This window comes from Brumicola pallidula DSM 14239 = ACAM 615 (assembly GCF_000428905.1).
In the GTDB taxonomy this organism is placed as follows: Bacteria; Pseudomonadota; Gammaproteobacteria; order Enterobacterales; family Alteromonadaceae; genus Glaciecola; species Glaciecola pallidula.
Map to the genome: position 1 here is coordinate 308,020 of NZ_KE386815.1, position 14,289 is coordinate 322,308.

16 protein-coding genes and 1 pseudogene are annotated in these 14,289 nt (G+C 40.1%); 6 read left to right on the forward strand and 11 right to left on the reverse strand.

The features are described from left to right. Window positions 1–135: 135 nt before the first annotated feature. The 3 genes from G399_RS0115210 to G399_RS22795 all read right to left on the reverse strand — a co-directional run bounded on the left by G399_RS0115210 (window position 136) and on the right by G399_RS22795 (window position 3,785). Window positions 136–2,169: an NADPH-dependent 2,4-dienoyl-CoA reductase gene (locus G399_RS0115210; protein WP_006014252.1), complete on the reverse strand. Its 2,034-nt coding sequence runs from the start codon at window positions 2,167–2,169 to the stop codon at window positions 136–138. Window positions 2,170–2,333: 164 nt separating this feature from the next. Then, on the reverse strand, window positions 2,334–3,044 hold the full coding sequence (fadR, locus tag G399_RS0115215) for a fatty acid metabolism transcriptional regulator FadR (protein ID WP_006014254.1): 711 nt from the start codon (window positions 3,042–3,044) through the stop codon (window positions 2,334–2,336). A gap of 183 nt (window positions 3,045–3,227) precedes the next feature. Further along, window positions 3,228–3,785 carry a prepilin-type N-terminal cleavage/methylation domain-containing protein gene (locus G399_RS22795; RefSeq protein WP_006014257.1) on the reverse strand — a complete coding sequence of 186 codons (558 nt, stop codon included), beginning with the start codon at window positions 3,783–3,785 and terminating at the stop codon, window positions 3,228–3,230. 380 nt (window positions 3,786–4,165) lie between these two features. Here G399_RS22795 and G399_RS0115225 point away from each other — a divergent pair, with 380 nt between their 5' ends. The 6 genes and pseudogenes from G399_RS0115225 (at window position 4,166) to dsbB (ending at window position 6,843) form a co-directional block, all read left to right on the forward strand. Beyond that, window positions 4,166–4,627: a hypothetical protein gene (locus tag G399_RS0115225; protein WP_006014260.1), complete on the forward strand. Its 462-nt coding sequence runs from the start codon at window positions 4,166–4,168 to the stop codon at window positions 4,625–4,627. Window positions 4,628–4,868: 241 nt separating this feature from the next. Beyond that, complete coding sequence (locus G399_RS0115230) at window positions 4,869–5,192, forward strand: hypothetical protein (protein WP_006014262.1); 324 nt, start codon at window positions 4,869–4,871, stop codon at window positions 5,190–5,192. Window positions 5,193–5,336: 144 nt separating this feature from the next. Continuing rightward, entirely contained in the window at window positions 5,337–5,543 is a 207-nt protein-coding gene (locus G399_RS0115235) for a cold-shock protein (protein ID WP_006014265.1), read from the forward strand. A 309-nt stretch (window positions 5,544–5,852) separates the two neighbouring features. Then, window positions 5,853–5,972 carry a hypothetical protein gene (locus G399_RS23010; protein ID WP_158409441.1) on the forward strand — a complete coding sequence of 40 codons (120 nt, stop codon included), beginning with the start codon at window positions 5,853–5,855 and terminating at the stop codon, window positions 5,970–5,972. After that, window positions 5,960–6,241 (forward strand): annotated as a pseudogene (locus tag G399_RS21765) (sodium/proton antiporter); the annotation flags it as partial. The gene G399_RS23010 and the pseudogene G399_RS21765, both read left to right, overlap by 13 nt. 59 nt (window positions 6,242–6,300) lie before the next feature. Then, window positions 6,301–6,843, forward strand: a complete 543-nt coding sequence (gene dsbB, locus G399_RS20820; protein ID WP_006014274.1) for a disulfide bond formation protein DsbB — start codon at window positions 6,301–6,303, stop codon at window positions 6,841–6,843. Here the strand turns inward: dsbB and G399_RS0115255 are convergent. From G399_RS0115255 to G399_RS0115295, 8 genes are all read right to left on the reverse strand, one after another. After that, window positions 6,840–7,379, reverse strand: coding sequence for a YcgN family cysteine cluster protein (locus G399_RS0115255; protein ID WP_006014277.1), 540 nt, complete (start codon window positions 7,377–7,379; stop codon window positions 6,840–6,842). The two genes, dsbB and G399_RS0115255, sit on opposite strands and share 4 nt — an antisense overlap. Then, window positions 7,376–8,071: a fumarylacetoacetate hydrolase family protein gene (locus tag G399_RS0115260; RefSeq protein ID WP_006014280.1), complete on the reverse strand. Its 696-nt coding sequence runs from the start codon at window positions 8,069–8,071 to the stop codon at window positions 7,376–7,378. Before G399_RS0115260 ends, G399_RS0115255 begins: the two co-directional genes overlap by 4 nt. Before the next feature lies 1 nt (window position 8,072). Then, window positions 8,073–9,131: a lytic murein transglycosylase gene (locus G399_RS0115265; RefSeq protein WP_006014283.1), complete on the reverse strand. Its 1,059-nt coding sequence runs from the start codon at window positions 9,129–9,131 to the stop codon at window positions 8,073–8,075. A gap of 11 nt (window positions 9,132–9,142) precedes the next feature. Then, window positions 9,143–9,439: a YcgL domain-containing protein gene (locus tag G399_RS0115270; protein ID WP_026843785.1), complete on the reverse strand. Its 297-nt coding sequence runs from the start codon at window positions 9,437–9,439 to the stop codon at window positions 9,143–9,145. Continuing rightward, window positions 9,420–10,586, reverse strand: coding sequence for a ribonuclease D (gene rnd, locus G399_RS0115275; protein ID WP_006014288.1), 1,167 nt, complete (start codon window positions 10,584–10,586; stop codon window positions 9,420–9,422). The genes G399_RS0115270 and rnd overlap by 20 nt, the downstream gene beginning before the upstream one ends. Then, window positions 10,587–12,239 carry a long-chain-fatty-acid--CoA ligase FadD gene (gene fadD, locus G399_RS0115280; protein WP_006014290.1) on the reverse strand — a complete coding sequence of 551 codons (1,653 nt, stop codon included), beginning with the start codon at window positions 12,237–12,239 and terminating at the stop codon, window positions 10,587–10,589. A 235-nt stretch (window positions 12,240–12,474) separates the two neighbouring features. Beyond that, entirely contained in the window at window positions 12,475–13,326 is an 852-nt protein-coding gene (locus tag G399_RS0115285) for an alpha/beta fold hydrolase (protein WP_006014292.1), read from the reverse strand. Window positions 13,327–13,435: 109 nt separating this feature from the next. Beyond that, window positions 13,436–14,098, reverse strand: coding sequence for a Slp family lipoprotein (locus G399_RS0115295; RefSeq protein WP_006014294.1), 663 nt, complete (start codon window positions 14,096–14,098; stop codon window positions 13,436–13,438). Window positions 14,099–14,289 lie beyond the last annotated feature (191 nt).

Below are 14,289 nucleotides of genomic sequence, written 5' to 3' on the forward strand. Positions count from 1 at the left end.
AAAAAACAGGCTAAATGCTCATTATCATTATCATTATATAGATAAACAAAAACGGCAGATTATGTAAGAATTCTGCCGTTTTTTTCGCATTTTTAAACGCTAATATTATTGTACTTATGTATCCTAATTAAAGGATTACAAGCTTGCAGCTAGACGCGTGCCTTGATCTATCGCTCGTTTTGCGTCCAACTCCGCAGCAAAATCAGCGCCACCAATAAAGTAATGAGGAGCTGTTAAGCCTTCAGCTAGTGCCTTTAAAGGTTCTTGTCCTGCGCATATCACAACATTATCAACCGCCAACACTTGTACTTCATCGTTAACCTTAATATGTAGTCCAGCATCATCAATTTTCAAATACTCGACTCCCGCTAGCATCTTGACTCCTTTCATCATTAGGCCCGCGCGATGCGCCCATCCTGTTGTTTTGCCTAAACCAGCACCTACTTTAGTCGATTTGCGTTGCAATAAAAAGATCTCTCTAGGCGACGGCTCAGGTTGTCGTTGCATTCCTTCAACGCCACCTCTCGCTGTCATCGTCATATCAATGCCCCACTCCTTCATAAAAGCAGGTATGTCAGTACTCGTTGATTGCTTGCCATGTGAGAGAAACTCGGATGTGTCAAAGCCGATACCACCAGCGCCTATGACAGCAACAGACTTACCAACCGGTTTTTTATGTTTCAATACGTCAATATAACTGAGTACTTTAGGATGATCGATACCCTCAATATTTAGTTTTCTAGGCATGATACCAGTAGCCAATATTATGTCGTCAAAACCCATTTTATTAAGCTCTGTGGCATCTACTCGAATATTTAATTTCACGTCAACACCATGCAACGCTAGCATCACACCAAAATAGCGAATAGTTTCGTAAAACTCTTCTTTTCCTGGTATTTGTTTAGCAATATTAAATTGACCACCAATTTCAAGATCAGCATCAAACAAGGTTACTTTATGACCGCGTTGCGCTGCAGTAGCTGCTGCAGCTAAACCCGCTGGTCCTGCACCAACAACAGCAATTTTCTTAATTACGGTTGCAGGTTCAATCACGTACTCTGTTTCGTGGCATGCTCTTGGGTTAACTAAGCAACTCGTCATCTTGCCTTCAAAAGCATGGTCCAAACAAGCTTGGTTACAACCAATACACGTATTAATTTGGCTCGATTTATTTTGTTGAGCCTTTATTACAAAGTCTGGATCGGCTAAGAATGGACGCGCCATTGAGATCATATCAGCATCGCCGCGCGCTAGCACTTCTTCGGCAATTTCAGGGGTGTTAATTCGATTGGAAGTGATGACCGGAATGTTAAGTGCGTTTCTAAATTTTGCCGTTACCCAAGTCCATGCGGCTCTTGGTACTTTGGTTGCAATAGTAGGAATTCTTGCTTCATGCCAACCAATACCAGTATTGATTAATGTGGCTCCGGCTTTTTCTATTTTCAGTCCTAGCTCGACGACTTCATCATAAGTAGAGCCACCCTCGACTAAGTCCAGCATCGACAGGCGATAAATGATAATAAAACGCTCACCGACAGCGTCACGCACTCTGCGCACAACTTCAATAGGTAGCTTAATTCTGTTTTGATATTCACCACCCCATTGGTCTGAACGAAAGTTCGTGCGTGCTGCAATAAATTGATTTAAGAAGTAACCTTCAGAGCCCATTATTTCAACACCATCATAGCCGGCGCGCTGCGCTTGCAAAGCGGTATGTACGAAGTCATCAATTTGCTTTTGAATACCCTCCTCGTCTAGTTCCTTAGGCATAAACGGATTAATTGGCGCTTGCACAGCTGAGGGAGCAACTAAGTTCTTATTATAAGCGTAACGACCTGTATGCAATATTTGCATACAAATTTTTGCACCTTCTGCATGCACTGCAGCAGTTACTTCTTTATGCTGTTCAATGGCTTCATCAGAATCTAAACGCTTGGTAACTGCGTGTGTGGCACCTTCATCGTTGGGTCCTATTCCACCAGTTACAATAAGGCCAACGCCGCCCCTCGCGCGTTCCGCGAAAAATGCAGCCATACGCTTGTGGCCATTCGGTGCTTCTTCCAAGCCGGTATGCATTGAGCCCATTAGTACACGATTTTTCAGAGTGGTAAAACCTAAATCTAGTGGTCGAAATAAGTGAGGGAATGGAGTATCAACTGCTGTTGTCATGCGGTGCCCTTTTCGCTGGTTGTTGTTGTTTTGAAGCAAATAAGCTGTTTTCTTATTATAAATATTATTTTTACAAAGCTTAGCGCTGTGTTAATCGGATAACCGTCCCTAGTCCACTTAGAGTCCTATTTAGTGTGCATTACTATCAAACTGCAGTTTAACTACTAGTCGACAATATTCTCTGGCATGTCCTTTCTAACCTGTTGCCAAACTTTTCCACTTTCAATACCGTACTGTCTTACCACTGAAATGACACGATCAGCTTCATCTTGAGCTAACACTTCTAGCAGTTCTTGGTAGTATTTGGTTGCTACATCGCGGGCAGGCTTATATGAGAAAAAATAGCCACCTATGCGAGCATACATGCTTCTAAAGCCATTCATCATAAGGACATACACTGGATTATTCGAAGCGAACGCTAGATCATGATGCATTTGATAGTCAAATTGGGCAAAAGACTTACCATCCTGCTCAACCTCTGAATAACGCGCTATGATCTCTATACATTTTTGCGCATTCTGCTTAAATGCGGCGCGCATAAAAACAGCACTCAAATTAGTTCGCGCAGACAATAAGTTATCCACTAATTGGGGACGACCTGTTTCGTCTAAACGGGCAAGCGTTTCCAAAATATTAAGCCCACACGTTTCCCAAAAGTTATTTACTTTTGTAGGCTTGCCATGCTGGATGGTTAACCAACCATCTCTGGATAAGCGCTGTAAGACTTCGCGCAACGTTGTGCGAGTAACGCCAATTAGTTCAGATAGTTCACGTTCCGCTGGTAGGATTGTGCCAGGAGAAAAACGACCACTCCATATAGATTCAACGATATATTCTTCAGCAAAACCGGCTGGACTTTGAGATTTATAAATCATGCTTATCACATACAACATTTAATTAACAATTAAACTGATTGTACCAGATGCCTTTGACAAGGGAAGTATTAATCTGCATGAGATTTTTATCAGCCTAAATCCTGTCCAAACCTATTCAACTCAAGCGATAGATAGCCACCTTAACGCTAGTGGATTGATTTTGTGCAATCTGCTGACACCACGTTATATGTTAAACGCTTTAATATCGCCTGCGCGACCCTCGTAAACCTGCCCTCCAAAGGGCACTGGACCATAGTCTCTGATGTAGTAAATAAAATGTGGGAGGCTACCACCAGCCAATGTCAAATCACCCGTTTTCTTTGAATAAGCACATAAATCGGCATTTCCAAATGCGTTCCACCCCTCACTGAGTGAGCTGCCAGGAGCACTTTTTCCGGTAATACTTACCGAACTATCAACCACCGAATCCCAAAGATTGACGCAAAATTGTACGCCACTGCCACTGCCAGTAGGCCAATCTGATACGCTATCTATCTGGACGCTTTTATCTCCCATAATGATTGGGGATTCTTGGCGAACTTGATAGGCGCTGTAAACCAACTTTATACCCGCTCTAAAGGCCGCGGCTTCGAATGCGGTTGTTGCTCTTTGAGCGTCATCAGAGACATCAATAAAACGAGGAGCTACCGTCACCGCAAGAATACCGAGGATAACAATGACAATGATTAATTCTATAAGGGTGAAACCTGTTTGAGAATGACGGATTGTGTGTATTTGCAAAATCGAAGTCCTTTTTATATCAGCTTACTAATTCTAAATGCCCTGAATAACTGCTGAGTCAGGTGTTTTGCACAAAGCCCTAAAAACTATATCATTTAACTCAGACTAGATCTCACGTTTCTGTCAACCTAAGGTTACATGCTTCTAAGAATAATTATGCTGTTGGAATTACAAGGCATTGTTGGATTACCATTTTCTTTGATTAATCACGTCGAACACAGCTAAAACTAGTCGGCTTTTAGTCCTGCCACCTCAATTGCGCACGGTTGTATTGTATTATTTTTACTCTATTTTTGTATGTTTTATGTGCTATTGTGTGTTTTGTTATATAAAAAATAATTTTTGTATAACTTATAATCACTAATTTAAGGATGTAAAGTATGCAACTGATCAGACTATGTTTTGTGACTCTTTTAGTTTTTGTTTTTTCGGCACAAGCACAACAGCCGAGTTGGAATGAAGCCCAAATGGAGGTTTGGGATATTGTGCAGAAAAGTTGGGTCGATGACGCCGCGGAAAACGGAAATTGGCCTAAAGACTATGTACATGAGAATTACGTTTCTTGGGGGGCTGATAGCGGTGGCCCATCATACAAAGCCTCGACTATTAAATGGTCTCGATATAGTGATGAAAGCAGTAGTACGTTAATTTATGAAAACTCACCAGCATCAATCACAGTTGTAGGCGACACCGCTGTGGTTAACTACTATTCGACCACGGTAATGACTGATTCTGAAGCCAAGCGCGAACGTTCAGTTACACGGATTTCAGAAGTGTTGATTAGAGATGGTAAAAAATGGATGTTTCTGTCCGGTAGCAACTTTGAACCGAAAATGAACTAGCAGCGTTAACTGGATAAAGAAGGACTTTGCTGGTCCTTCTTTATATTTTAAATACAGCTTTTAAATACAGCTTTTAAAAGCAAAAAACGCATTGCCGTTGGTTTTTTTCAATACGCACTAGGTACATCCCTTAGTTTTCTGTATAGTGTTTTGCGAGCAATTTGTGCAGCATCCACATTTTGCACATGAAGTCATTAGGATTTGGCATCGTACAAGAACCTTTAAAGAGTCAAGCAACTTAATGAAAGCATATGCAAACATGGCCGAACTAATTCAAACATTAGAGTTGGAAATACAATCAATTACAGATACAATCAACACACTTAAGCAGGAGCCTACTAGCTTTAATGAGCAGGTTATTTTCAAATATATTGATACTGCCAGTACGGGTAAAACCAAAGATTACGTTAGAGCCTTAGATATAAAGTCTGAGCGTGGTTCATTATTCTCATCAGGTGATGTGAGTAAATTGATAAAGGACGGTGCTGAAGATATTTCACCAGACCTACTCGCGATAGCGAGAAAAGTGGTAAATATCAAAAAGAAAAACAGCAAAAACCGTTAATTAGTAAAAAACTAGAAAAATCGATAGTAATATAATATACTATGGAAATGGTCGCTTCGGCGGGCAAACTAGATTTAAAGTCTGATTTTGTGATGGTGATAGCGAATTAGAATTATATTTTTCACTTAAGACAAAGAGAGCAATATGAGTAAAGGTACAGTTAAGTGGTTCAATGCAGATAAAGGTTTCGGTTTTATTACTCCAGAAGACGGTAGTAAAGACTTGTTCGTTCATCATTCAGAAATTCAATCTGGCGGTGATTACGCTACATTGAACGACGGTCAAGCAGTTGAGTTTGAAGTTGGACAAGGTCAAAAAGGCCCATGTGCAAATAAAGTTGTTGCTGTCTAACCGATAGTTTACAATTAGGTAGCTGGAGGTTTTGAACTTTCGGCTACCAAATCCCCCCCATAAATACCACTCCATTTTCACTAAACAGTCACTAATCCATTCAGTTCACTTTAAAAATAAACCTTAAGTTATATTTAGTTTAGACAGAAAATATTTTGTAACAAGACTTTGAATTGATCAAAACTAGTACTCTGCGCTAAAAATTTTGTCGTCGTAAAACAGAGTATTTAGATAAAAACGACCATCATCGACGCTATTTATAAGAACCTCTTTGGCCAAGCACCAGATTAATATAAAAAAATAGTCGCGTTGTTCATCGCAAGTCTCATAATTTTCACGCTCGACTCTGATATTACTAGCTGGACTCTGGTAATACAGTTTATTTTCACGCTTGTTATGGCACTCAAATGTAATCATTTTCAACCCTAGAGCTTGCCATTGATCAAAGCGTTGCGACCCCGAATAATCAAGCTGCATTGCTATTTTTGCTAACCTGCGCCATTGCCCCACTATCACGTTTATTATATATTCGGATGATTTACATGGCATTGCCCTATACAATAGTGTTAACTATTGCGGGCTTGGCAGTCGTCTATTTTGAACTATTGGAAAGAACTGAATGGCTTTATCAGCCATCCTTAATTGAACATCACAGTGCAACTGAACACTTAGACAAAAGCAGCACTGGAAATCACTAGCGCAATTAATCTATATGGTTTGCAAAAAGCAAGCTAACATAAAATAAAGGAAGGTTTTAATGTTGTATGATATTCAACAATGGTCACATTCAAGAGCTGCATGGCAAATACTATTTTTGTCCGCTGCTTTGCTGGTCGGTGCTGCGCTCTATTTTCAGCATATTCAGGACCTACAGCCCTGCATCATGTGTATTTATCAGCGCACTGCCGTTATCGGTATATTGATTGCTGCTTTCATTCCATTAATTAATAACACCTTTTTTTCACGTTTAATTGGTTTCGCAATTTGGGGCACAGCATCAGTACAAGGTTTCTTAGTTTCAACTGAACACAAAGATATTTTGTTTGGTGAGAACTCATTTTTAGTGCCTTGCTCAATTGAGCCTAATTTCCCGAGTTTTATGCCTTTACACCAGTGGTTCCCAGATTTATTTGGCGCCCCTGGTGATTGTTATGAAAATACATGGCAGTTTTTTGATTTAGGCATGGCTGAGTGGATGCAGATCATATTTGCTATTTATGCTGCTCTCTTTGCATTCATGTTTATTTTGCAATTTATTTCCTTTTCTAATAATAAAACTATTAGACAAAAGAAAATCTAATCTACGTCGGCTAATGGCCAAGTCACAATGTAGTCTTCAAAAGACTGCATATCGATTTCGTTCTCGTTGACAGTTCGCCCGCGAATAGTTACATCTAGTTCATGCATCTTGGTCTTTTTACCTTTATTTAGTAAGGGATGCCAAGATGCTAACCCGCGGCCTTCATGCATTCTTCTATAGCTACAAGATTTAGGCATATAAAATATATCTTTTAAATTGTCTTTAGTTAATGTTATGCAATGCGGCACTAACTCACTACGTCTCTGATATTGAGTGCATTCACAGCTCTTTGTATGCAATAACTGACAAGCGATATTGGTAAAAAATACTTCTTCTCCTTCATTACCAACAGCCGTTGGCGTAGCCTCTTGTTCGCTAATATCGCCAGCTTCTTCATCATCTATGAACTTGTGCAGGCAGCACTTCGCGCAACCATCACAAATAGCTTCCCATTGCGCTTTGTTCATTTCTTCTAGCTGAGTAGTTAGCCAAAACTCGGAGTCCATTAGCGCTTTCGTATAAGGTGTTTTTCTCATTGGCTGCTCACTCTGGTTGATATTGATAAATGCCCTTCCAGTTCGGCAGTGACTTTGTCATCTACATGCAAAGGTACTACCCCTTTAGGTGTGCCTGTTAATATCACATCTCCAGGGAGTAAGGTGAAATAGTCTGAAATTTCAGCAATAAGCTGCAACATCGGCGTTAACATTAATCTTGTGTCACCGCTTTGAACTAGTTGATCATTAATATGTAATTGAAATAAAAAGTGGTCATCCTTAGCAAGTGAATTGATCAAAACGAAAGGTGATAATGGACAACTGCCATCAAACGACTTGGCCCGCTCCCAAGGTTGCCCTGTTTTTTTTAAACGATGTTGTTCATCTCTCAGCGTCAGATCTAAGCCTAAGCCTATTGCGCATACCGCTTTAGAAGCTTGTTCTTGAGTAACCTTAGTTAGCTTAGCACCAATCAACACAGCGACTTCCAGCTCGTTGTGACACTCGCCTTGAGTAGTAGGTATTATGAGTGGTTCTCGCATATCAACCAAAGCAGTAGATGGCTTCATGAACAGAAGCGGTACCTCACTTACTTGACTACTCATTTCCTGAATATGATCCAGGTAGTTTCGACCTACGCAAACCACCTTTCCCACAGGCAAACCAATAGCTTGACCATGTTGATTATTATGTCGATAAGAGATTCTCTGTGCAGATTTACTTGCAACCATGCTAGCTTCCTTTGCTGATCCTATCGGCTAAATAACCAACAGAAACGCCAAAATATAGAGAACGATTCCAGCGCATTAATGTGTGGAAGTTGTTGTACGCAAGATAAATACGGCCAGTAGCATCATCCGGTAAAATCAATGATGCCTTAACGTTGACGGCGGGTAGAGCAGAATCATCAAACCTAGTTACACCCAACGTATCCCATGCCGACATTATTTGCATCTTGTCTCTAGCTAGGCCAGCATATTTATCAAGTGTTTCTATATCGAAACGTTCACTCAATTTAACTTGCCGCCCCCATGTCTGTTGGCTATTCCACCCCTCTTTGGAGAGAAAGTTTGCAATAGAGGCGAAAACGTCTTCAGGTGTAGACCATATATCTTTTTTACCATCGCCGTTTCCATCCACTGCAAATGACAGAAATGAAGTAGGCATAAATTGACTTTGCCCCATTGCACCAGCCCAAGACCCGTTAAAATTCTCTATTGATACATGTCCTTCAGACAGTATTACTAGGGCAGCAAAAAACTGTTTTTTGAACAGCGCCTCGCGACGACCATCAAAAGCCAAGGAGACTAATGAGGAGAGTACAGGATGATTACCTTGAATGCGCCCGAAGTTGCTTTCATTACCCCATAAAGCAACAATAAAACGTTTTTGAACAGCATATTTTTTTTCTATTTGATCAAGTAGTTGAGCGTGTTCTTGCATTTTTTCTACTGCTTGTTTTACTTTCCAATCAGGCACTCTAGTACTTAGATACTTATCTAAGGTTAGCTTGGTTTCAGGTTGGTTTTTATCCGCTTGAACTACTTTTTCACGCATTTTTATGGATGCAAATGCAGGGTCAAGCAACTCAGCTGGAAAGCCTTTCATTTCAGCTTCAGCTCGCAATTCTTTCACATATTTAGAAAATTGAGTGTCTATACTTTCCTCTTCTACTAACGCACCCTCTTGGGCAAACAAGGGAGTAAAGAAAAATGTAATTATTGAGAACATCAGCATGGTAGTAATCTTATGTTTTCGAGTATCGCGAAAACGACAAATAAATAGCGACACAATCAATTCCTTTAGAATTTTTTATCAGGTTGCGCGTCTAAGCCTTTAGAGCGACGATGCTCAGAAAGTAGGCTCTCTTCTGTTGGCGGTAATTGTAAGTAAAAGCCTTTTTCCTTTAGGTGTTTGGTCAACTTCTCAATACTGATATTGGCGATATTGCGAGGTTTGTGTAAAGGCACTAGCATCACGAATTTAGGTGCACCAAAAGTCTCGAGAAGCATTTTAGGTACTCCTGAAAAGTCATCTCTTTTGTTAATGTACAGATAAGTGTCTGCTTTCTTACGAGACTTATAAACGGCGCAAAGCATTAAACTCTCCCCCTTCTGGTTTAAATAAGCGGGCAAGTTCTTGTGCAAAAATATTGCGCCGCCAACCACTCACAATATCAGGTTGCAGTTGAACCGAATCCAATTCATCAATTTCAAACCAACACCACTTCAGCCACTGATTCAATTGCTTTTTAGAGGCGAGGACATCTACTCTTGTGTGATGTTTATCTGCCAACCCTTGGCATACGTCTTTGAGTGCAGACAATGCTTTTTTATAATCATTAAAATCGGTTAGACGCTGCACTTTTGGTGGGCAATCTTCTGCAGCAGTATTGAGTGCGTTTTGCACTAATTCCAATAAAGTATCGGTATGTATACGTGCTTCTTTGGGTGTAATTGACTCCAGTTGAAACAGCTTAGCCTTATTTTCAGGAAGCTTCATAGCAACTTCAAGCATGCCTTGCTCACGCAATACAAAGTTAATTGCCATGTCACGTTTTTGTGCTTGTTGTAAGCGCCAACTGGCTATTTCCTTCAAAGCTTGGCGCGACTGCGCCCCAATTTTCCAGTTATTTTTGATCGACAAATAAGCTAAATCACTGGGTACTTCCGCTCGTTTTTTTAATGATAAAAAATCAGACTCGGCAAAAACCCACTCTGTTTGTCCAATCTCTTGTATTTTTGCAGCGAGTTGACGGTAAACAGGTAATAAATAAAACACGTCTGCCGCGGCGTATTTTAGTTGTTCAACTGACAATGGACGGGCTATCCAGTCTGTTCTGGATTCCCCTTTGTCGACATGCACATTTAACATCTGCTCAACCAAATTAGCGTACCCCAGTGTTTGCCCCATATCTAACAAGTTAGCGGCAAATTGGGAATCAAAAAGTGGCGCAGGTATTACCTTTAAATTAAACCACAATGCGTCTAAATCTTCAGAGCATGAATGCAGCACTTTGATAATTGATGGATTAACCAATATCTCATTAAAAGCAGATAAATCATCTAAGGCAACAGGATCAATTAGACCGAGGTGTTCGCCATCATAAACTTGAATAAGACCAAGTTGTGGCACCAACGTTCTGGTGCGCACAAACTCTGTATCGATTGCTAAGGCATCCGCTGTTGCTATGCGGGCACAGTAATCAGATAATGCTTCAGGCGTATCTATATATTCAAAATTCATTTAATCTCGCAACTCTCGGCGTAATATTTTACCGACATTAGATTTTGGTAAATCGTCTCTAAATTCAATAATTTTAGGTACCTTATAACCCGTCAATAAAGACTTACAATGCAAAATTATCTGTTGCTCCGTAACATTCGGATCTTTTTTAACAACAAACAACTTCACGACTTCGCCGGATACTTCATGAGGAATACCAATAGCAGCAGCCTCAAGCACACCATCATGCATAGCAGCAACTTCTTCAATTTCATTTGGAAAAACATTAAAGCCTGACACCAAAATCATATCTTTTTTGCGATCAACAATATAGAAAAATCCATCATCATCCATTTTCGCGATATCACCTGTTGCCAACCAACCATCTTTCATGATTTCTTCTGTAGCTTCAGGACGATTCAAGTATCCCAACATAACCTGAGGGCCTTTGACTAACATTTCACCGGCTTCGCCATTTACGACTTCATTACCATCATCATCTACTAGTTTTATATCCGTAGATGGCACAGGTAAGCCAATCGAGCCTTTGTAGGATTTAATATTAGTCGGATTTACGGTAACTACGGGTGAACATTCGGTAAGGCCGTAACCTTCCAATAAAACAGTACCTGTTACTTTTTCCCATTTTTCTGCAACCCCACGTTGCACTGCCATACCGCCTCCCAATCCAAATTTAAAATTGGAGTAATCCAGTTCAGCAAATCCTGGTGTATTTAAGAGGCCGTTAAACAAAGTGTTAACGCCTGTGATAACTGCGAATGGGTACTTACTCAACTCACTGACAAAGCCCTTCATATCTCGAGGATTTGTAATTAATAAATTGGGACAACCGTATTTTAAAAACGTCAGACAATTACTCGTTAGTGCGAAGATGTGATAAAGAGGCAACGCGGTAACCACTAAATCCTTACCCGCTGTTACAGACGCTTCAAGCGTACCCGACACTTGTTCCAAATTAGCCACCATGTTCTTATGCGTCAGCATAGCGCCTTTTGACACACCGGTGGTACCGCCTGTATATTGCAAAAATGCGATATCAGAGGGTAAAACTTTAGGTCGTGAATAGGTTTGATTTTCGCCAATAGCCATCGCTTGCGTAAAACGTTTAGCCAGTGGAAGGTCAAATTCAGGTACCATTTTCTTGATATATTTCACCGCAAAATTGACTAACCATCGTTTCGGCGCTGGCAGCATATCTGCAATACTAGTTAGTAATACCTCTTGAACTGATGTTTTATCAATTACTTCTGCCAATGTGTGGGCAAAGTTCTCAACAATGACAATAGTTTTAACGTTAGCGTCGATAAGTTGATGTTGTAATTCCCGTGCTGTATATAAGGGATTAACATTGACCACTGTCATACCTGCCCTTAACACACCAAACAAAGCGATAGGATATTGCAATAAGTTGGGCATCATGATCGCAATGGCATCCCCTTTTTGCATCCCTTGACTTTGCAAGTAAGCAGCGAATTGCATAGATAGCACATCTAAATCTTCAAACGTGATTTCGTGCCCCATGTTAATGAAGGCGGTTTGATTTGCGTATTCGGCGACCGAAGATTCGAATATCTCCAAGATTGTTGACAAACTATCAACATTTATCTCCGGTTGCATGGTTTTGTCGTACTGCTTTAACCAGACTTTTTCCACGTTTTGTCCTTTCAATTAGTTGTTATATTTGCCACGCTTTTGCGAAGTCTAATTTTTTATAGTTCTGCGCAACCAAGCCATAATACCTAAACTCTCGGGTTAGATTAATTGCTGCAGGATGATTAATACCGTTTAAAACCCTAATACTAAAGGATGATTGCACAAAGATACACTTCAACAGTCATTCATCTGGTGAATACAAACAATTTGTTTATTTAATCACCACGTATAGTGCTTATTGGCTACAATGCTGTAAGATAATGGTTGAAACTAAATTTTCAGCTTCCATATGAACGTGATGCCCACCTTCAACTATTGTTAGCTTCGCGTCTTTAAATAGCTTTTTCCGCTGCACCATTAGATCGCTAACTTTACTAAAGCCATTACTTCCTAAGACAAAATGAATAGGACACTGGATGCCTTGCATTAAATTTTCTACTTGGGCTTGAGTCAATCGAAGTGACGATACAGTTCGCAATCTTTTATCAGTAGACCATTGAATATCATCAGAGTGAGCATCATGTGTGATATTTCTTTGTAGTATTAATGCAGCATTTTCAGCGCTTAGGTCACTGACTCTCTGACGGGCTTGTACAATTGAGCCTATATCTTTTGGATGTTTAATTGCTTTTTGATTAGTCTCTATTCTACTTTCAATTGCCTTTTTCAACTGTGCAACGCTTGTTGATTCGGGTTCGGTTAACGGACCTGCCGATTCTATACACACGAAGTTTCGCACAAATTCGGGAAAAATAGCGCAATACATACTAGATATGATGCCTCCCAAAGAATGCCCAACAATAGAGAAATTAGTCCATCCTTGCGCATGTACAAGGCAATGTAGGTCATGCACATAGTCCAATAAATGATAATGCGCATCTGCGCTTCGATGCGATGACTTGCCATGACCGGGTAAATCAATCGCAATGACATGAAAATCATTAAGTAATGGAATGAGCTTGGTAAAACTTGCTGAATTATCTAACCAACCATGCACCATTAATAATAGTGGTTTTTCAGTGTGACCATTACTCAGTGCTGCAATTTTACGGTTTGGAATCGTAAACGTCATTTCAGTGTTGCTCATGTAAAGGCGTTTTCCCGTTAGTTGAAGTTAGCAAATAAAACAAAAGCGGCAAATGCCGCTTTTGTGATGAGGAGGATGACGAAAGAAGTCATTAAGCAGATAGATCTAATTATTTAGACTGTTCAATGACCTTATTTTCTGAGCTGTTGGAGCGACCAGAACTCACTCTATTCTTGGAACCGGTGGTACCTGATTTACTTCTATTTTTTTGAACCCTGATGACGCTTCTGTTTTGATAAAAGCCATAGGGTCTCCAATAATTTCGACTTAATCCCATCCCCCAATAAGGTGATAATTGAGAATAATAGAAACCAGACACTTGGTATTCCTCAGTCTCTTTCCACATGTAATAGCCGTTGGCTAACAACACAGGGTAAATATAGGCTTGCTCCCCAATAATGCCCTCAGCAGGATCGCCTAGTTCACCTAAAAAAGTAATTAAACGGCCCTTCTCAAACACAAGTGGATCAATAAAACCCGACACACGAACTTTAAACCGACCTGCACTATCAAGATTGGCTCGAGGCTTTCCATACTGGTTACTGGGATATTGTAAAATTTCAATTTCCGAGTATTCTTTTTTGTTCTCAACACTAACAATTTCGCCGCCCCAACGCGCTTTTTCGCCCTGCCCCGTTTTACTACCGTTAATAATACTCTCAAATGAAATCAAACTTTCTTCGTCTGACACTTTTATTTGCTCAGGAACAATCACACAACCACCGACTAACATGGCGAGTGCAACAATAGATGTTTTTAAAAATGAATGCATAGCTTTACTCCGAAATTATCGTTTACTTACGATTGAGTGGGTACTATTTACTAAGATGCTTATTCGACTGATAACAGAGTAAACTCTGCAACCAATCTACATTAATTCACCTTACTTCTTTCTCTTTTTACGTTGTCTTATTGATATATACGAATGTAAGGGTAAATAGATTCTCATATGGTAGCACTTTT